The sequence below is a fragment of the Cryobacterium sp. 10I5 genome, from assembly GCF_035019865.1.
GTDB lineage: Bacteria > Actinomycetota > Actinomycetes > Actinomycetales > Microbacteriaceae > Cryobacterium > Cryobacterium breve_A.
This window is the reverse complement of record NZ_JASJVI010000017.1, coordinates 1-17,659: the sequence shown is the minus strand read 5'-3', so window position 1 is coordinate 17,659 and position 17,659 is coordinate 1. Positions and strand designations below refer to the sequence as shown.

Annotated in this window: 21 protein-coding genes; 17 read left to right on the top strand and 4 right to left on the bottom strand. The window is 68.3% G+C overall.

Annotation, left to right across the window (positions count from 1 at the left end; translation table 11 throughout):
• Positions 1-210: 210 nt before the first annotated feature.
• From infA to rplQ, 6 genes are all read left to right on the top strand, one after another.
• On the top strand, positions 211-432 hold the full coding sequence (gene infA, locus QN350_RS07060) for a translation initiation factor IF-1 (protein WP_022883252.1): 222 nt from the start codon (positions 211-213) through the stop codon (positions 430-432).
• 67 nt (positions 433-499) lie between these two features.
• On the top strand, positions 500-613 hold the full coding sequence (rpmJ, locus tag QN350_RS07055; protein ID WP_035834639.1) for a 50S ribosomal protein L36: 114 nt from the start codon (positions 500-502) through the stop codon (positions 611-613).
• Between the two features lie 160 nt (positions 614-773).
• A complete protein-coding gene (rpsM, locus tag QN350_RS07050; RefSeq protein WP_134534147.1) occupies positions 774-1,148 on the top strand; it encodes a 30S ribosomal protein S13 in 375 nt (124 codons plus the stop codon).
• Between the two features lie 44 nt (positions 1,149-1,192).
• On the top strand, positions 1,193-1,591 hold the full coding sequence (gene rpsK, locus QN350_RS07045; protein WP_022883249.1) for a 30S ribosomal protein S11: 399 nt from the start codon (positions 1,193-1,195) through the stop codon (positions 1,589-1,591).
• 174 nt (positions 1,592-1,765) lie between these two features.
• On the top strand, positions 1,766-2,755 hold the full coding sequence (locus QN350_RS07040; RefSeq protein ID WP_134449911.1) for a DNA-directed RNA polymerase subunit alpha: 990 nt from the start codon (positions 1,766-1,768) through the stop codon (positions 2,753-2,755).
• 47 nt (positions 2,756-2,802) lie between these two features.
• A complete protein-coding gene (gene rplQ, locus QN350_RS07035; protein ID WP_322138008.1) occupies positions 2,803-3,315 on the top strand; it encodes a 50S ribosomal protein L17 in 513 nt (170 codons plus the stop codon).
• Between the two features lie 158 nt (positions 3,316-3,473).
• On the opposite strand, the gene QN350_RS07030 is transcribed toward rplQ, so the two are convergent.
• Positions 3,474-5,453 carry an acyltransferase family protein gene (locus QN350_RS07030; protein WP_322138007.1) on the bottom strand — a complete coding sequence of 660 codons (1,980 nt, stop codon included), beginning with the start codon at positions 5,451-5,453 and terminating at the stop codon, positions 3,474-3,476.
• A 61-nt stretch (positions 5,454-5,514) separates the two neighbouring features.
• Between QN350_RS07030 and truA the strand changes: the two genes are divergently transcribed.
• The 4 genes from truA to glmM all read left to right on the top strand — a co-directional run bounded on the left by truA (position 5,515) and on the right by glmM (position 8,989).
• Positions 5,515-6,426 (top strand): tRNA pseudouridine(38-40) synthase TruA, encoded by a 912-nt coding sequence (gene truA, locus QN350_RS07025; protein ID WP_322138006.1) that lies wholly within the window; start codon positions 5,515-5,517, stop codon positions 6,424-6,426.
• A gap of 191 nt (positions 6,427-6,617) precedes the next feature.
• Complete coding sequence (rplM, locus tag QN350_RS07020) at positions 6,618-7,064, top strand: 50S ribosomal protein L13 (protein WP_134449915.1); 447 nt, start codon at positions 6,618-6,620, stop codon at positions 7,062-7,064.
• 49 nt (positions 7,065-7,113) lie between these two features.
• Positions 7,114-7,599 carry a 30S ribosomal protein S9 gene (rpsI, locus tag QN350_RS07015; protein WP_134449916.1) on the top strand — a complete coding sequence of 162 codons (486 nt, stop codon included), beginning with the start codon at positions 7,114-7,116 and terminating at the stop codon, positions 7,597-7,599.
• A 19-nt stretch (positions 7,600-7,618) separates the two neighbouring features.
• Positions 7,619-8,989, top strand: a complete 1,371-nt coding sequence (glmM, locus tag QN350_RS07010; protein ID WP_322138005.1) for a phosphoglucosamine mutase — start codon at positions 7,619-7,621, stop codon at positions 8,987-8,989.
• Here glmM and QN350_RS07005 read toward each other — a convergent pair.
• The 3 genes from QN350_RS07005 to coaA all read right to left on the bottom strand — a co-directional run bounded on the left by QN350_RS07005 (position 8,986) and on the right by coaA (position 11,251).
• Positions 8,986-9,741, bottom strand: coding sequence for a YidC/Oxa1 family membrane protein insertase (locus tag QN350_RS07005; RefSeq protein ID WP_322138004.1), 756 nt, complete (start codon positions 9,739-9,741; stop codon positions 8,986-8,988). The genes glmM and QN350_RS07005 overlap by 4 nt on opposite strands.
• Before the next feature lie 84 nt (positions 9,742-9,825).
• Positions 9,826-10,125, bottom strand: a complete 300-nt coding sequence (locus tag QN350_RS07000) for a DUF6412 domain-containing protein (RefSeq protein ID WP_281535888.1) — start codon at positions 10,123-10,125, stop codon at positions 9,826-9,828.
• A gap of 169 nt (positions 10,126-10,294) precedes the next feature.
• Positions 10,295-11,251: a type I pantothenate kinase gene (coaA, locus tag QN350_RS06995; RefSeq protein WP_322138002.1), complete on the bottom strand. Its 957-nt coding sequence runs from the start codon at positions 11,249-11,251 to the stop codon at positions 10,295-10,297.
• Between the two features lie 33 nt (positions 11,252-11,284).
• Here coaA and glmS point away from each other — a divergent pair, with 33 nt between their 5' ends.
• The 7 genes from glmS to tsaD are packed head-to-tail and all read left to right on the top strand — an operon-like array spanning position 11,285 to position 17,471.
• The gene (gene glmS, locus QN350_RS06990; protein ID WP_323516033.1) at positions 11,285-13,135 is read left to right on the top strand and encodes a glutamine--fructose-6-phosphate transaminase (isomerizing); all 1,851 of its coding nucleotides are present in this window, start codon (positions 11,285-11,287) and stop codon (positions 13,133-13,135) included.
• Between the two features lie 37 nt (positions 13,136-13,172).
• Positions 13,173-13,529, top strand: a complete 357-nt coding sequence (locus QN350_RS06985) for a holo-ACP synthase (RefSeq protein ID WP_281535887.1) — start codon at positions 13,173-13,175, stop codon at positions 13,527-13,529.
• Complete coding sequence (gene alr / locus QN350_RS06980) at positions 13,526-14,686, top strand: alanine racemase (protein WP_322138000.1); 1,161 nt, start codon at positions 13,526-13,528, stop codon at positions 14,684-14,686. The genes QN350_RS06985 and alr overlap by 4 nt, the downstream gene beginning before the upstream one ends.
• Complete coding sequence (gene tsaE / locus QN350_RS06975) at positions 14,683-15,225, top strand: tRNA (adenosine(37)-N6)-threonylcarbamoyltransferase complex ATPase subunit type 1 TsaE (protein ID WP_322137999.1); 543 nt, start codon at positions 14,683-14,685, stop codon at positions 15,223-15,225. The genes alr and tsaE overlap by 4 nt, the downstream gene beginning before the upstream one ends.
• A 9-nt stretch (positions 15,226-15,234) precedes the next feature.
• The gene (tsaB, locus tag QN350_RS06970; protein ID WP_322137998.1) at positions 15,235-15,867 is read left to right on the top strand and encodes a tRNA (adenosine(37)-N6)-threonylcarbamoyltransferase complex dimerization subunit type 1 TsaB; all 633 of its coding nucleotides are present in this window, start codon (positions 15,235-15,237) and stop codon (positions 15,865-15,867) included.
• Positions 15,868-16,407 carry a ribosomal protein S18-alanine N-acetyltransferase gene (gene rimI, locus QN350_RS06965; RefSeq protein ID WP_322137997.1) on the top strand — a complete coding sequence of 180 codons (540 nt, stop codon included), beginning with the start codon at positions 15,868-15,870 and terminating at the stop codon, positions 16,405-16,407.
• Positions 16,404-17,471 (top strand): tRNA (adenosine(37)-N6)-threonylcarbamoyltransferase complex transferase subunit TsaD, encoded by a 1,068-nt coding sequence (gene tsaD / locus QN350_RS06960; protein WP_322137996.1) that lies wholly within the window; start codon positions 16,404-16,406, stop codon positions 17,469-17,471. Before rimI ends, tsaD begins: the two co-directional genes overlap by 4 nt.
• The last annotated feature ends 188 nt before the right edge of the window (positions 17,472-17,659 follow it).

Here is a 17,659-nt window from a genome sequence, read left to right as displayed (position 1 = left end):
CACAATCGGCTCCACAAGCACAAAACAGGACAATTCCGCACTGAAACGGGCGGCGGCAGCAGCAATTGCCAAGGGATTATAGGGAAGAATTGCCAAGAGGCAACTTCATACCATAGAGTAAATCCTTGGTGTCTGATGCCGTCGCCTGCGGCGTGTCTAGAGCACCACATCCCCGCACGACCAGCAATCAATACCTAGTGATAGTGAGTTATGGCCAAAAAAGACGGTGTCATCGAAATCGAGGGCGCAGTAGTCGAAGCTCTTCCCAATGCGATGTTTCGCGTTGAGTTGACGAACGGCCACAAAGTTCTTGCCCACATTTCGGGCAAGATGCGTCAGCACTACATCCGCATCCTTCCTGAGGACCGCGTGATCGTGGAGCTGAGCCCTTACGATCTGACTCGCGGCCGGATCGTCTACCGCTACAAGTAAAAAGTTGCTGTAAGTAACGGCCCGCGGCATTCCGCGGGTACGAAGACAGCGAATACAAGGACACACCATGAAGGTCAAGCCCAGCGTCAAAAAGATCTGTGACAAGTGCAAGGTCATCCGCCGTAACGGCAACGTGATGGTCATCTGCGAGAACCCGCGTCACAAGCAGCGTCAGGGTTAGCCGGTGTGAGTTTGTCATCCGACAGGCTCACCCTGGTGAACGATTCAACTGAATACAGAAAATAGCAGTGCCAGGAACCCCGCGAGGGGGGACACCATCGGTTGGAGGCCGATGAACGGGCACTGCTACAGACCTCCACTCATATACAGGAGAAGCCATAATGGCACGTCTAGCCGGCGTTGATATTCCCCGCGATAAGCGCGTGGAAGTTGCACTGACTTACATCTTTGGTGTTGGCCGCACGAGGGCACTCAAGACCCTCGCCGACACTGAAATCGATGGAAACATCCGAGTCAAGGACCTGACCGACGACCAGCTCGTCGCCCTCCGGGACTACATCGAAGGAACCTTCAAGGTTGAGGGTGACCTCCGCCGTGAGGTTGCCGCCGACATCCGCCGCAAGGTCGAGATCGGCAGCTACGAGGGAATCCGCCACCGCAAGGGCCTGCCCGTCCGCGGCCAGCGCACCAAGACCAACGCTCGCACCCGCAAGGGCCCGAAGCGCACCGTAGCCGGCAAGAAGAAGGCGCGCTAGGCCTCGGCCTGGCCCGTCTCGCCTTTAGGATTCAGGAGAAATTCATGGCAGCACCCAAGTCGGCCGTACGGAAGCCGCGCAAGAAAGAAAAGAAGAACGTCGCCGTGGGCCAGGCCCACATCAAGAGCACGTTCAACAACACCATCGTCTCGATCACCGACACCACCGGTGCGGTCATCAGCTGGGCGTCCTCAGGTGGAGTTGGCTTCAAGGGTTCACGCAAGTCGACCCCGTTCGCCGCACAGCTGGCAGCCGAATCGGCCGCCCGCCAGGCGCAGGAGCACGGTATGAAGAAGGTTGACGTGTTCGTCAAGGGACCCGGCTCAGGCCGCGAAACCGCGATCCGCTCCCTTCAGGCCGCCGGCCTCGAGGTTGGCTCGATCAACGACGTCACGCCCCAGGCCCACAACGGTTGCCGTCCGCCGAAGCGTCGCCGCGTCTAAAGCACCCGCACTGGCCGGGTCCGTCCTCGTGACGGCACCGGCCGCCGCGGATCGCCGGGCCTGGACTGCTCCTCACGGAGGGGTCCAGGCCCCGCGCGATTCTTTTTTCTTTCACACTCAACACCTCGCCTCGCAAGTGTCATATAGCGGACACTTTGCCGAAAGGAATCAATAGTGCTTATCGCACAGCGCCCCACGCTCACCGAGGAGAACATCTCGGAGTTCCGGTCCCGGTTCATCATTGAGCCGCTCGAGCCTGGCTTCGGTTACACCCTCGGCAACTCCATGCGTCGCACCCTGCTCTCCTCGATCCCCGGAGCCGCTGTCACCAGCATCCGCATCGACGGCGTGCTCCACGAATTCAGCACGGTTCCCGGTGTCAAGGAAGACGTCACCGAGATCATCCTGAACATCAAGGGACTCGTCATCTCGAGCGAGCACGACGAGCCGATCACGGCGTACCTGCGCAAGCAGGGTGCCGGCCAGGTCACCGCCGCCGACATCTCGGCTCCGGCCGGCGTCGAGGTGCACAACCCCGAACTGGTCATCGCCACCCTGAACGACAAGGCCAAGTTCGAACTCGAACTGACCATCGAGCGTGGCCGCGGCTACGTGTCGGCCACCCAGAACCGCAACGAGTACTCCGAGGCCGGCCAGATTCCGGTTGACTCGATCTACTCGCCCGTGCTCAAGGTGACCTACCGTGTCGAGGCAACCCGTGCCGGTGAACGTACCGACTTCGACCGCCTCGTCGTCGACGTGGAGACCAAGTCGGCGATTTCGCCTCGCGACGCCATCGCATCCGCCGGTCGCACCCTGACCGAGCTGTTCGGTCTGGCCCGCGAGCTGAACACCGCCGCAGAGGGCATCGAAATCGGCCCCGCGCCGGTCGACGCCGTGCTGTCGACCGAACTGTCGATCCCGATCGAAGACCTCGATCTGTCGGTTCGTTCGTACAACTGCCTCAAGCGTGAAGGCATCAACAACGTCAGCGAACTGGTCGCCCTCTCGGAGACCCAGCTGATGAACATCCGCAACTTCGGACAGAAGTCGGTGGATGAGGTCAAGGACAAGCTCGTCGAGCTTGGCCTGTCACTGAAGGACTCGGTGCCCGGATTCGACGGCGCCCACTTCTACAGCGGCTACGACGAAGAAACCATCTAAAAGCAGTCTCCCGACTGACTTTTGACTTTTGATACTGGAGATTACTAATGCCCACGCCCACTAAGGGAGCACGCCTCGGTGGCGGCCCGGCACACGAGCGCCTCATGCTCGCCAACCTTGCCGCCTCGCTGTTCACCCACAAGTCGATCAAGACGACCGAAACGCGGGCCAAGCGCCTTCGTCCGGTCGCCGAGCGACTGATCACGTTCGCGAAGAAGGGCGACCTGCACGCCCGTCGTCGCGTTCTGGCCACCATCGGCGACAAGACCGTCGTGCACGAGCTCTTCACCGAGATCGCACCCCAGGTCGCCTTGCGCGAGGGCGGCTACACCCGCATCACGAAGCTCGGCTTCCGTAAGGGTGACAACGCCTCGATGGTCCAGATGGAACTCGTTCTCGAGCCCGTCACGCCGAAGGTCAAGTCCGCGAAGACGTCCGCCGCTGCAGCTGCTGCAGTCGCACCCGTCGTCGTCGAGGCCCCCGCCGAGACCGAGGCCGTCGTCGACGCCCCGGCCGAGGACGAGGCCGTTGCCGAAGCTCCCGTCGAGGAAGCCAAGTAACCCTCGCTTCACCTGCTCCACCCGGAAGGGCCCGACTTCGGTCGGGCCCTTCCTTTGTGTCTCCCCCTCGTGAGGCATAACTCCGGCACATTCTGCTGCGGGGCCGGATCGGCCGCGTGATTCCAGGGGTCCCGGCAGCCGGCCGGAATTTGCAGGAGTTATGCCCAGGGACGGAGGACGACGGGGTCCGGGCCGAGCCGGTAGGGGTCGCGGCCGTGCAGCGCATGCTGCGGGGCGAGCCAGTCCAGCGCCGATGCGACGCAGTCGGCGTAGATGCGCCCTCCGGTGGGGCCGGGGTGGATATTGTCCCCGGCCAGGACGTCGGTGTGCGGCGCGATCGCGTCGTGCCAGCCGGCGATGCCGACGAGGCGGTGCCGGGCCGCGAAACCGGCCAGGGCCTCATTCACGCCCGCCGTCCAGTCCCGGTCGGCGAAAGCCGTCACGAGCACGAGCTTCCGGTCGGGGCCGATCACGGACTCGATCGCGAGCAGCTCGTCCGCGGTGATCGGCCCATTGGTGCCGAGCCCCACGACGACAACCGGGCGGAGCGTACCCGCGCTCGCCTGGGCGGCGAGGATGTCGGGAGCGGCCCGCATCCCCCGGGACACCGCGGCGTCGATCAGGATCCCCGGGAACCGGTCCTCGAGCTCGGGGGCCGAGGCGAGCATCACGGAGTCGCCGACGGCCGAGATCAGGTCGCCCTCGGCGACCGGCGCCGGCGCCGCGGTCGGGTCGCTCTTCCGTTCCGCGTCCTCGCGCTTCCGGTCGGCCTGGGTGGCGTCGAGCAGCTGGCGGCCCCGGGTGATCTGCGCCTGCGTACTCGTCTCGGCGGGGGCTACGACGACGGCGGCCGTCGTGCCGCCGACGAGGATGAGGCCGAGCATCGCGGCGACGCCGACGACCCCGAGCCGGGACCACGACTCGGTCGCGAAAGCCGAGAGGGCACGGATGCTGCCGCGCACGCCCCTGCGCCGCACCGGTTGCTCGAGCCACCGGTAGGAAGCCGCGGCCACGAGGACGGCGACGGCGACGGCGAGCAGCTCCACCCCGATGCCCGCGGCGGGCCAGGCGACACCGGCGAGCACGAAGACCGGCCAGTGCCAGAGATAGATGCCGTACGACCGCTCGCCGAGCCAGCGGAGCACGGGGGTGTCGAGCCAACGGCCGAACCGGTCGCCGCGCACGGCCGCCCAGATCACGGCGCAGGACAGCAGGCTGATGGCGGCGAGGCCACCCCGGTAGGCGAGGGGACCGGCAGCGGGCAGCCAGGCCGCCGCGGCGCCGATGCCGACGAGCGCCGCGAGGCCGAGCCAGGGCCGCAGCCGGGCGGGGGAGACGAGCCGGTCGGCGAAGCGGGTGAAGCCCGCCGGGCCGGTGCGGGCGACGGCGGCGCTCGCGGTTCCGGTCGAGGTGCCGGTCGGCGCGCCCAGGCCGTTCGGGCGCCGCAGCAGGAGCGCGAGGGCCGCACCGGCGAAGAGTCCGAAGCTGTGCGTGTCCGAGCCGTAGTAGACCCGGGTCGGGTCCGCGCCCGGCTGGAACAGGAACCCCATCCATACCAGCGAGCCGAGGCCGAGGGCGCACACGAGCACGAGCCGGAAGCGGGAGGACCGCACGAGCATCAGGGCGAGCAGCGCAAACGGCCAGACCAGGTAGAACTGCTCCTCGACGGCGAGGGACCAGAGGTTCCGGAACAGCTCCGGGCTCGTCGCGGAGAAGTAGCTCGCCGAGCCCGCGATCGACACCCAGTTGTAGCCGAACGTCGCCGCGCCGAGCACCTGCCAGCCGAGGCCGACGAGCACGTCGCCGCCGAGCATCCACGCGACAGTGCAGCAGATCAACACGAGGGGAACGAGGGGCGGAACGAGCCTGCGTACCCGGCGCCCCCAGAAACGGCGCAACGAGATCCGGCGGGACCGGGCGTATTCGTCCACGAGGAGACCGGTGATCAGGAACCCGCTGATCACGAAGAACACGTCGACGCCGACAAAGCCGCCGGGCAGCGCCTGTGGGAAGAAATGGAAGACAAGCACGACGCTCACGGCGATGCCGCGCAGGCCGTCGAGGCCGGAAAGCCGCTGCGCGGCCCGGGGTTCAGAGTCCGGGCGCAGAGATACGGGGGTGCGGTAACTGGGTTTCATAATGGTGAGCGGAGCCGGTCCGGGTTCAACGATACCCGGCCCGGCACTTACACTTACGTCCGTGAATCTTCCTGCCGCCCCCGTTGTCTCCCCGCTCCCGGAGAACACCCGGATCAGGCTGGACATCGCCTACGACGGCACCGATTTTTCGGGTTGGGCGATTCAACCGGAGCTCCGAACCGTGCAGGGCCAGATCGAGGCAGGGCTCGCCGCGATCCTGCAGAGCTACCCCCCATACCCGTCCCTCATCGTCGCCGGGCGAACGGATGCGGGGGTGCACGCCCTCGGCCAGGTCGCGCACTTCGACCTCACCCCCGACCAGGTCGCGAGCCTGCTCCGACGGGGAAGGGGACGGACCCCCGCGACCCTCGCGGTGATGGTGCAGCGGAGGCTCGGCGGGATCCTGGTGACCCAGCCGGAGATCGTGATCAAGGCATCCGCCGTCGCACCCCCCGGATTCGACGCGCGATTCTCGGCGAACTGGCGACGCTACGAGTACCGGATCGCCGACTCCGTACTCGGGCACAACCCGCAGGACCGGCTGCGCACGACCTGGCACGGCTTCGCGCTCGACCTCGAGCCGATGCAGGTGGCCGCGGCGTCCCTGCTCGGGTTGCACGACTTCGCGACGTATTGCAAACCCCGCCCGGGTGCCACGACGATCCGCACCCTGCAGGAGTTCAGCTGGCGGCGGGACCCGGACGGTGTGCTCGTCGCCACGGTGCAGGCGGACGCCTTCTGCCACAGCATGGTGCGTGCACTCGTCGGGGCGTGTGTCGCGGTCGGGGAGGGACGGCTCGCGGGGGAACGGCTTGCGACGCTGCGGATCAACCGGGCCCGCACGAGCGAGTTCAAGGTCATGCCGCCGCAGGGTCTCACCCTGCTCAAGGTCGACTATCCCGCCGACGACCAGCTCGCGGCCCGCGCCCTCGAGACCCGCGCCCGGCGCGCCCTCGACGAGGACGAAGAGTAGCGCAACGCGAAGCCGAATCGCGCCGCCGAATTGCGCCGGGGCTCCCGGCGGACTAGCATTGACCTCTGGTGTCTGTGCGTTGCAGCCAGGCACGCGAACGTGAGCCCTCCATCGATCGTGTTCCCCGTCGGGGAACACACCCGGAGCGGGATTCACGAACACCTCCGTTCGAACAAGAAAGCAGCACAACAGTGACGCGCACTTATACTCCCAAAGCAAGCGAAGTCCAGCACGACTGGGTCGTCATCGACGCCACAGACATCGTGCTCGGTCGTCTTGCCAGCCACGCCGCCGTTCTCCTCCGGGGGAAGCACAAGGCAACGTTCTCTCCCCACATGGACATGGGAGACTTCGTCATCATCGTCAACGCCGAGAAGATTGCTCTCACCGGCAAGAAGCTCGAACTGAAGATCGCATACCGCCACTCCGGTTACCCGGGCGGCATTTCCGCCCAGAACTACTCGGAGATGCTCGAGAAGCACCCGACGCGTGCGGTTGAGAAAGCGATTCGCGGCATGCTGCCGAAGAACTCGCTCGGTCGCGCCCAGCTCGCGAAGCTCAAGGTCTACGCCGGCCCGGAGCACCCGCACGCTGCGCAGCAGCCCAAGCCGTACACCCTCTCCCAGGTCGCTCAGTAGCGCCGGCCACCAGACTTCTCGACTCTAAGAAAAAAGGATTCACACCATCGTGGCGAAGATCGCAGATCAGATTGACCAGGCTCCGGAGAGCTACTCCACCGAGACCCCGGCCGAAATCGTAACCAAGGCGCCCCGCGCCGTCCTCAACGTTCCCGGCGCAGCCGTGGGTCGTCGCAAGCAGGCCATCGCCCGCGTGCGCATCGTTCCCGGCTCCGGCACCATCACGGTGAACGGTCGCGAGTTCGGGGACTACTTCCCGAACAAGCTTCACCAGCAGCTCATCAACGACCCGTTCAAGGTCCTCGACCTGATCGGCAGCTACGACGTCATCGCACGCATCACCGGCGGTGGCCCCTCCGGCCAGGCCGGCGCCCTGCGTCTCGGCATCGCGCGTTCGCTCAACCAGATCGACGAAGAGAACAACCGCGCCATCCTCAAGAAGGCCGGCTTCCTCAACCGTGACGCTCGCGTCAAGGAGCGCAAGAAGGCCGGACTCAAGAAGGCCCGTAAGGCGCCTCAGTTCTCGAAGCGCTAGTCAGATAGTCGGCGCCGACATGCCTCGACTTTTCGGCACCGACGGTGTTCGGGGCCTGGCCAACCGTGATCTCACGGCTGGCCTGGCCCTGGGCCTCGCCCAGGCGAGTGCCGCCGTGCTGACCCAGGGACGCCGCGCTGAATCGCGACGCGCCGAGGGCCGCCGTCCGGTCGCCGTCCTCGCGCGTGATCCGCGCATTTCCGGCGAATTCCTCGCCTCGGCAGTGGCCGCAGGCCTCGCCAGTTCCGGCGTCGACGTCCTTGACGCCGGCGTCATCCCCACGCCGGCCGCGGCATTCCTGATCGCGGATATCGGCGCGGACTTCGGCGTGATGATCTCCGCCTCGCACAACCCCGCCCCCGACAACGGCATCAAGATCTTTGCCTTCGGTGGCACCAAACTTCCCGACGACGTCGAGGATCGCATCGAGGCCCACCTCGACCACGACAAGCTCACGCCGATCGCCGGCGACGTCGGCCGGATCTCCCGCTTCGCGGACGCAGAAGACCGTTACGTCGTGCACCTTCTCGGCACTCTCCCGCACCGCCTCGACGGTATCCACGTCGTCCTCGACTGCGCCAACGGCGCAGCCGCCGGCGTGTCCCCTCAGGTCTTCACGGATGCCGGCGCGCGCCTGACCGTCATCGGCGCCAACCCCAACGGACTCAACATCAACGACGGGGTCGGCTCGACCCACCTCGACAACCTCGCGAAGGCCGTCCTCGAGCACGGTGCCGACGTCGGTATCGCGCACGACGGAGACGCCGACCGCTGCCTCGCCGTGGACCGGAACGGCAATGTCGTCGACGGCGACCAGATCATGGCGATCCTCGCCGTCTCGATGGCCGAGCGGGGCGTGCTCAAGGACCGCACGCTCGTGGCCACCGTGATGAGCAACCTCGGCCTCCGCCGCGCCATGGCGGCCAATGACATCCGCATGATCGAGACCAAGGTCGGCGACCGCTACGTGCTCGAAGAGCTCAACGCGCACGGCCTGTCCCTCGGCGGGGAACAGTCCGGACACGTCATCATGACCGACTTCGCGACCACCGGTGACGGAATCCTCACCGGACTCCACCTCGTGGCCGAGATGGCCCGCACCGGCAAGCCGCTCCACGAACTCGCCGCCGTGATGACGGTGTTCCCGCAGATCCTCGTGAACGTTCGCGGCGTCGATCACCACGCGCTGAAGTCCGACGAGGTCATCGCCGCCGCCGTCCGCGCGGCCGAAGCCGAACTCGGCGACACCGGCCGGGTGCTGCTGCGTCCGTCTGGCACGGAGCCCATGGTGCGCGTCATGGTCGAGGCGGCCGATCAGGCCACTGCCGACCGGCTCGCGCACTCGCTCGCGGACGTCGTGCGCGAGCGCCTCGCCCTCGACTCCCTCTAGGATCCGGGCCCGCTCGCAGCGAACGAGCGGTAGAGGATGCCGCGTTCGACGAGCGTCCAGGTCGTGGAGACCGTGAGGTAAAGCGTCGCGGCCAGCGGAACAATGCTCGCGAAGGCGACCGTCAGGAACGGGAGCCAGCTGAGGACAGCGGCGAGCCGTGACTCCGTCGGCCGGGCTGTCGGCACGACCGGCGGCGCGGATGTCCTGGCCAGGCGCCGCGAGAATCCAGCGGCCAGGGCGATGACGGCCAGGAGCGCTGCGAACAGCAGAAGGCCCGGCCACACCGGCGCGGCACCCAGGAACGTGAGGAACGACGTGCCAAGCGGCACGCCGCCCAGTTCCTGCGCGAGCAGCGGGTTCGGCTGCCCGTTGATGCTGGCGAGGACGAAGAGCGCGTACACGGTCGACACGACCGGCGCCTGCAGGAGCGTCGGCAGGCATCCGGCCAGGGGTGACGCCTTCTCGGCCGCGTAGAGTTCTGCGGTCTTGCGGGTGAGGAGTTCGGGGTTGGCCCGGTACCGGTGTTGCAGCTCCCGGAGTTTCGGCGCGAGGCGCCGGCGGACGAACTCGGCGCGCACCTGCGCGCGGCCGACCGGTACGAGAACCGCCCGCAACAGGAGCGTGACGAGGACGATCACGAGGGCGGTGCTGCTCGCGCCGGTAACGGGTGCGAGCGCGGAGGACAAGGCGGTGAGCGCCGCAGAGGCGGCTTGGAGCAGGGCTGCGACGGGCGCAACGGAATAGAAGTCCACGGAGGATATCCCAACGGTCGGAGGAAGAATGGTCGCGTCTGCGGTCGCGCGACCTTGCCCTGCGTTGGAGCTGCCGGCTGGGGACTAGGCGACCGCGGGCGGCCGACCCGGTGCGCGCGGGCGTGGACGCCCGGCGGTGTTGGGATGACTCGGTGCGGCGCGTTCGCTGAGCACCTCGCGGTGTCGGTGCGAGCGACGGCCGACCGTGATCTCAAGGGCGTCTGCGGCCGTGAGCCGGCACTGGACCCCGATCGCGAGCGCGACGCCGAGTACCGCGACTCCGGCGAGGAACATGATCCCCGGTTCGGTCGGCACGAGGATGAGCGTGAGCAGCGGGCCGGCCAGGTACAGCACCAGCGCGGTGTACACGGCTCTCACGATCACGCCTCCAGTCGGGTCGGCCAGAACGATTGGTGAGTCGACTCTACGCCGCGAGGTGAACCAATTCGACGGAGATTTTCGGTTCTGAACCGGTTTACCCGGTCTCCCACGTATCGAAAACCCAAAAACTCCGTCGAATCGGTCAGGGCAGCGGGCGGATGCCGCGCGGGGCTCAGAGCTTCCGGAGCAGCACCTTCGACACAGTGTGGTTCTCGTCCTTGCGGAGCACCAGGGTGGCCCGGGAGCGCGTCGGCAGGATGTTCTGCACGAGGTTGGGCTCGTTGATCTCGTCCCAGATCCGGCGGGCCTCACGGCGGGCCTCGTCCTCGGTCATCGTCGCGTAGCGGTGGAAGTAGGACTTCGGGTTGCTGAACGCGCCGCGTTGCAGGCGCAGGAACCGGTCGACGTACCAGCGGGCGATGTCCTGGGTGCGCGCATCCACGTACACGGTGAAGTCGAACAGGTCGCTGACCGTGAGCCCGTGCCCCGTGGTCGGCGGTGCGAGCACGTTGAGGCCTTCGACGATGAGGACGTCCGGCTGGCGCACCACGATCTGCGCGTCGGGCACGATGTCGTAGTTCAGGTGCGAATAGAACGGTGCCCGCACCTCGGCGGCGCCGCCCTTGACGGCGGACACGAAGCGGAGCAGGGACCGCCGGTCGTACGACTCTGGAAATCCCTTGCGGGCCATCAGTCCGCGCCGGGCCAGTTCGGCGTTCGGGAACAGGAACCCGTCTGTCGTCACGAGTTCGACCCGGGGGGTGTCCTCCCAGCGGGCGAGCAGTTCCCGGAGCAGCCGGGCGATGGTCGACTTGCCGACGGCGACGGACCCGGCGACGCCGATCACGAACGGGGTACGGCGGGCGCGTTCGCCGAGGAAGTCGCTCGTCGCCCGGTGCAGCTGGCTCGCTCCGGCGGCATAGAGATTGAGCAGGCGGCTGACGGGCAGGTAGACATCGGTCACCTCACCGAGGTCGAGCGGCTCGCCGAGGCCGCGCAGCTGCACGATCTCGGTCTCACGGAGGGGGAGCTGGGTGGTGGGTGCAAGGGCCGCCCAGTCCGCTCGATCCAGCTCGACGAACGGTGTGGTGTGGCCGTTGTTCCAGAGGCTCGCGGCTGGATCGGACATTCCACACAGCTTAGTCGGACTAAAATCGGGGCTATGTGCGGAATCGTGGGTTATGTCGGGGAAGATAAAAGCGTCGAGGTCCTGATGAGGGGGTTGCGGAGACTGGAATACCGCGGTTACGACTCAGCGGGGATCGCCGTCATCGACGATGGCGGCGTGTTGAACACCAGGAAACGGGCCGGAAAGCTCGCCGTCCTGGCCGGCGACCTCGAGGCCAATCCGATCAACAATGGGCGTACCGGCATCGGCCACACCCGCTGGGCTACCCACGGCGGACCGACCGACGCGAATGCGCACCCGCATCTCGGCGACAACGGCAAGCTCGCCCTTATCCACAACGGAATTATCGAAAACTTCTCGGTCCTCAAGGAGGAGCTCCTCTCCGAGGGCTTCACCTTCGAGAGCGAGACCGACACCGAGGTCGCCGCTGTGCTCCTCGGCCGCGAATACCAGCGCCTCGGCGACCTGAGCGCCGCGTTCCTGAGCGTCGTCGGCCGCCTGGACGGCGCATTCACCCTCCTCGCGGTACACCAGGACCAGCCCGGCGTCGTCGTCGGCGCCCGTCGCAACTCCCCTCTCGTGATCGGCCTCGGCGACGGCGAGAACTTCCTCGGCTCCGACGTCGCCGCGTTCGTCGAGTTCACCCGCCGTGCCGTCGCCGTCGGCCAGGACCAGATCGTCACGATCACCCCGGAGGTCGTCACCATCACCGACTTCGAGGGCAACCCCGTCGAGTTCGAGGAATTCGACATCGCCTGGGACGCCTCCGCCGCTGAAAAGGGCGGTTGGTCGAGCTTCATGGCCAAGGAAGTCTCCGAGCAGCCCGACGCCGTCGCCAACACCCTGCTCGGCCGCATCCACGAGGGCCAGGCCGTCGTGCCCGAGCTCGAGGCCTTCGGAGACGACGTGCTCGCGAGCATCCGCCGGATCGTCATCGTCGCCTGCGGCACCGCCGCGAACGCCGGCTACGTCGCCAAGTACGCGATCGAGAAGTGGACCAGGGTCCCCGTCGACGTCGAGCTCAGCCACGAGTTCCGCTACCGCGACCCGGTGCTCAACCCGGAGACCCTGATCATCTCGATCAGCCAGTCCGGCGAGACCATGGACACCCTGATGGCGGTCAAGTTCGCCAGGGAGTCCGGCGCCAAGGCCATCTCGATCTGCAACACCCAGGGTGCGACCATTCCCCGCGAGTCGGACGCCGTGATCTACACGCACGCCGGCCCCGAGGTCGCCGTGGCCTCGACGAAGGGCTTCACCGCCCAGATCGCCGCCCTCTACCTCTTCGCCCTGCACCTCGCCCGGGTACGCGGCAGCATCACCGAAGCGGATGCCGCGGCCGAGGTCGTCGAGCTCCAGGCCATTCCCGCGAAGATCGCGACCACCCTGCTCCAGGAGAGCGCCGTGCACGAGCTCGCCGCCTGGATGTCGGACACCCGTGCCGTGCTCTTCCTCGGTCGCCACGTCGGTTTCCCGATCGCACTCGAGGGCGCGCTCAAGCTCAAGGAACTCGCGTACATCCACGCAGAAGGCTTCGCGGCCGGCGAACTCAAGCACGGCCCGATCGCGCTGATCGAGCCGGGCCAGCCCGTCTTCGTCGTCGTGCCGAGCCCCCGCGGTTCCGCTCACCTGCACCCCAAGGTGGTCTCGAACATCCAGGAGATCCGCGCCCGCGGCGCCCGCATCATCGCGATCGCCGAAGAGGGTGACGTGGCCGTGCTGCCGTTCGCGGACACCGTCCTGCGGATCCCGCTCGCCTCGCCGCTCTTCGAGCCGTTCCTCGCGGTCGTCCCGATGCAGATCTTCGCGATGGAGCTCGCAACGGTCAAGGGCCTCGACGTCGACCAGCCCCGCAACCTCGCGAAGTCGGTCACGGTCGAATAGACACGGGCGAAACGGGAACGGGCAGGCGGGCACGGGAGTGATTCGCGGCATCGGCGTCGACATCGTCGACCTCGACCGGTTCGACCGGCAGGTGCTGCGCACCCCGGGTCTCGTTCCCCGGCTCTTCGCGGCCGGGGAACGTGGCCTGCCCACCCACTCCCTTGCAGCGCGATTCGCGGCCAAGGAAGCACTGATCAAGGCGCTCGGCGACAGTGCGGGCACGAGCTGGCAGGAGATGGAAGTCGTGAACGACGAGCACGGCAACCCCGGATTCCGGCTCAGCGGGGTCATGGCCGAGGTGCTGCGCGTGCGCGGAGTCGACTCCGTGCACCTCACCATGACCCACGATGCGGGCGTCGCCTGCGCCTTCGTGGTGCTCGAGGGTGCGTCGTGAGCGAGTTCCGCGAGGCCGTCATCGACCTCGGTGCGGTGGCCGCGAACGTCGTCCACCTGCGCGCGGCGATCGGTACCCCGCACTTCATGGCCGTCGTCAAGGCCAACGCCTACGGCCACGGAGCGGTTCCCATCGCCCGCACGGCCCTCGCCGCCGGGGCAGACTGGCTCGGCGTCGCCGACCTCACCGAAGCGCACGCGCTCCGCGACGCCGGCATCGAGGCCCCGCTCCTGGCCTGGCTGCACGGGCCAGACACCGATTTCGCCCCCGCCATCGCAGCGGACATCGACCTGGGCATCTCGTCCGCCCGCCAGCTGAGCACCGTTGCGGATGCCGCCGGCCGGCTCGGCCGCGTCGCGAACGTCCACCTGAAACTCGACACCGGCCTCAGCCGCAACGGTCTGAACGGGCCGGACTGGGCCGAGGTTTTCGCGCTCGCCGCCGGCTTCGAACGAGACGGTCTCGTGCACGTCCGCGGCATCTTCAGCCACCTCTCCAACGCCTCCCCGGTGGCGGACGACGAGGCCGTCGCCCGCTTCACAATCGGCCTCAACCTGGCCGCAGCGGCAGGGCTGACCCCGGAGCTCGCCCACCTCGCGTCGACCGCGGCCGCGCTGCGCCTGCCCGCCGCCCGGTTCTCGATGGTGCGGATCGGCATCGGGCTCTACGGACTGTCCCCCTTCGACGACGCGAGCCCGCGGGAGCTCGGCCTCGCACCGGCGATGACCCTCCGCGCGAGCGTCGCCGCCGTGCGCCGGGTGCCCGCGGGAGCCGGCGTGTCCTACGACTACCTGTGGCGTGCCCCTGAGGACGGCAACCTCGCCCTCGTGCCCCTCGGCTACGCGGACGGCGTGCCCCGCTCCGCCTCCGGCTCCGCCCGGGTGAACATCAACGGCCGCGGCTACCCGATCGTCGGCCGCATCGCGATGGACCAGTTCGTCGTGAGCGTCGGCCAGGACCGTGTCGACGTCGGGGACGAGGTCGTGCTCTTCGGCGACCCCGACGTGCGTGGGGGAGGGCCGGAGCCGGTGCCGAGCGCGGCCGACTGGGCGGATGCCGCCGGCACGATCAACTACGAGATCGTCACCCGGATCGGGCACCGCGTTCCGCGCAGCTACCGGGCTGTCCTCAGCGAGAGCGGGGAGCCCGCGCGATGAACCGCCGGGTGATCCCCGACGCCGCCGCGATGCACTCTTGGGGCGTCCGCGTCGCCGCTGGGCTGCGCTCGGGCGACCTGCTCGTTCTGACCGGTCCGCTCGGCGCGGGCAAGACCACCTTCACCCGCGGCCTCGGCGTCGGACTCGGGGTACGCGGCGCGGTGACCAGCCCGACCTTCGTGCTCGCCCGCACACACCCGAGTCTCGTCGGCGGCCCGCCGCTCGTGCACGTCGACGCCTACCGGCTGCACGGCGCGATGGAACTCGACGACCTCGACATCGACTTCGAACACTCGGTCGTCGTGGTCGAATGGGGTCGCGGCCTGCTCGACGGCGTCGCCGAATCCTGGCTCGACATCGAGATCGAGCGGCCGACGGGCGCACTGCAGACCGGGCCGGCGGGCGCAGCCGGCTCCGCCCGGGCATCCGCCGCCCCCGGCCTGGACCTCGACGTCGACCTCGACGAACCGCGCACCGTCACCATCACCGGATTCGGCCCCCGCTGGGCCGGGTTCGAGAGCGCGTGGCTCGGGGAATAGGCTGAACGGGTGCTTCTCGCCATCGATACCTCCGCCGGAACCAGCGTCGCGGTCGTCGACGGGGACCGCGGCGTGCTCGCGGACATCGACACCGCAGACACGATGCGCCACGCCGAGGTGATCGGCACCCTCATCGCCGAGTGTCTCGACCGGGCGAACGTCCGGGTCACCGACCTCACCGGCGTCGTCGGCGGCATGGGCCCCGGCCCCTTCACCGGCCTCCGCGTCGGCATCGCCGCCGCCCGCGTCTTCGCGCTCGGCGCCGGCCTGCCCTTCCACCCGGTGATCAGCCACGACGCCATCGCCCTGGGCCGCTACCGGGCCGGCCACACCGGCGGCCTCGTCGTCGTGACCGACGCCCGCCGGCGCGAAGTCAACTGGTCCGCATACAGCGGGGCGGATGCCGCGGGCCTGCCCGTGCGCCTCGCCGCGCCCGGGGTCGCGAAGCCGGCCGTGCTGCTCGAGCCCGACTGGGCCTACGCCGACCTCGCCCGTGCGGACGCCGTGACCGTGCCCGCCGCCGACCTCGGCCGGGTCGCCGAACTGCTGCTCAAAAACGACCGGGCCTTCGCGACAGACGCCGCCTTCTACCTGCGCTCGCCCGACGTCACCCTGCCCAACGGCCCGAAACGGGTGAGCTGAGTGACCTGGCAGCTCCGCCGCGCCCACGCCGGCGACCTCGACGGCATCATGGCCCTCGAGACCCGCCTCTTCGAGAACGACGCCTGGTCCGCCGAGGGCATGCTCCGCGACGTGACCGACCCGGACTGCTACTACCTCGTCGCGGTCCCGCCTGACCAGCCCGACCGCATCGAGGCCTACGCCGGGCTGCTCGCCCCGCGCGGCGCCCTCGAGGGCGACATTCAGACCATCGCCGTCACCGAGACGGCCCGCCGCAAGGGGCTCGGCGGCACCCTCGTGCAGAGCCTCATCACCGAGGCCCGCAAACGCGGCATCCGCGAGGTGTTCCTCGAGGTCCGCGCCGACAACCCCGGCGCCCAGCGGGTCTACCTCCGGCTCGGCTTCGAGGAGATCGGCGTGCGCCGCGGCTACTACCAGCCCGACAACGTCGATGCGCTCGTGATGCGCCTAGCGGTCCCGCCCGCGGAGGCGGCGCTCGCCGCGCCCGACCCGGTGCTGTCCCAGACCGACCCGACGGATGCCGCGGAGGCGACCGAATGAACCGCGACAACCCCCTGGTGCTCGGCATCGAAACCTCGTGCGACGAAACCGGCATCGGGATCGTGCGCGGAAGCCGGCTGCTCTCCAACACGATCGCCTCATCGATGGACGAGCACGCCCGCTACGGCGGCGTCGTACCCGAGGTCGCGGCCCGCGCCCATCTCGAGGAGCTCGTCCCGATGATCCGCGCAGCGACCGAGGACGCGGGCATCCGCCTCGAGGACGTCGACGCGATCGCCGTCACCTACGGCCCCGGCCTGTCCGGAGCACTCATGGTCGGCGTCGGCGCCGCGAAGGCCCTCGCGATCGCCCTCGGAAAGCCGATCTACGCGGTCAACCACCTCGTCGGCCATGTCGGCGCCGACGTTCTCCAGACCGGCACCGAACCGGGAACGGAGCCCCTCGAATACCCGACGATCGCCCTCCTCGTCTCCGGGGGGCACACTTCGCTCCTCCTCGTGCGCGACCTCGTCTCCGACGTGGAACTGCTCGGCGAGACCATCGACGACGCGGCGGGGGAGGCCTTCGACAAGGTCGCCCGCATCCTCGGCCTGCCCTACCCCGGCGGCCCGCAGATCGACAGGGTGGCGCTCGGCGGCGACCCGGGATACATCCGCTTCCCGCGCGGCCTCAGTCACCACAAGGACATGGAGCACCACCGCTACGACTTCTCCTTCTCCGGACTGAAGACCTCGGTCGCCCGCTGGGTCGAACAGACCCGCGACGCGGGGGAGATCGTGCCGCTCGCGGACGTCGCGGCGAGCTTCCGGGAGGCCGTCATCGACATCCTGCTCACCAAAGCCGTCGCCGCATGCACCGACCTCGGCGTGCCGCGCCTGCTCCTCGGCGGCGGGGTGATCGCGAACGCGCGGCTCCGTGAACTCGCCGTCCAACGAACGGATGCCGCCGGCATCGCGCTGCGCATCCCGCCGCTCGACCTGTGCACCGACAACGGCGCCATGATCGCCGCACTCGGCGCCCAGCTGATCATGGCGGGACACGAGCCGTCGACCCTCGACTTCGGCGCGGATTCGACACTTCCCGCCTCGGTCATCCAGGGCTGAAACTTCCGTCCCACCTCGCCTTCCTGTGCATCCGCGATACGCTGGCGGGAACAGACATGGCGCGTCATGCACGTTGACACCCGTTCGATCGGGGTGCCACTATGGCACCGCCAGCTGATCGAAGCCCAAAGGAGCCGTAAGTCATGACCGACCCGAACCAGCCCCCGGTAACCCCGCCCCCGGTGAAC

Excerpts from the sequence above, each read along its gene's own strand:
- QN350_RS07030 (WP_322138007.1), bottom strand. The coding sequence starts at position 5,453 with ATGAAACCCAGTTACCGCACCCCCGTATCTCTGCGCCCGGACTCTGAA.
- infA (WP_022883252.1), top strand. The coding sequence starts at position 211 with ATGGCCAAAAAAGACGGTGTCATCGAAATCGAGGGCGCAGTAGTCGAA.
- glmM (WP_322138005.1), top strand. The coding sequence starts at position 7,619 with ATGCCTCGACTTTTCGGCACCGACGGTGTTCGGGGCCTGGCCAACCGT.
- rpsM (WP_134534147.1), top strand. The coding sequence starts at position 774 with ATGGCACGTCTAGCCGGCGTTGATATTCCCCGCGATAAGCGCGTGGAA.
- glmS (WP_323516033.1), top strand. The coding sequence starts at position 11,285 with ATGTGCGGAATCGTGGGTTATGTCGGGGAAGATAAAAGCGTCGAGGTC.
- rpsK (WP_022883249.1), top strand. The coding sequence starts at position 1,193 with ATGGCAGCACCCAAGTCGGCCGTACGGAAGCCGCGCAAGAAAGAAAAG.
- tsaD (WP_322137996.1), top strand. The coding sequence starts at position 16,404 with ATGAACCGCGACAACCCCCTGGTGCTCGGCATCGAAACCTCGTGCGAC.
- rplQ (WP_322138008.1), top strand. The coding sequence starts at position 2,803 with ATGCCCACGCCCACTAAGGGAGCACGCCTCGGTGGCGGCCCGGCACAC.
- rpmJ (WP_035834639.1), top strand. The coding sequence starts at position 500 with ATGAAGGTCAAGCCCAGCGTCAAAAAGATCTGTGACAAGTGCAAGGTC.
- coaA (WP_322138002.1), bottom strand. The coding sequence starts at position 11,251 with ATGTCCGATCCAGCCGCGAGCCTCTGGAACAACGGCCACACCACACCG.
- tsaE (WP_322137999.1), top strand. The coding sequence starts at position 14,683 with ATGAACCGCCGGGTGATCCCCGACGCCGCCGCGATGCACTCTTGGGGC.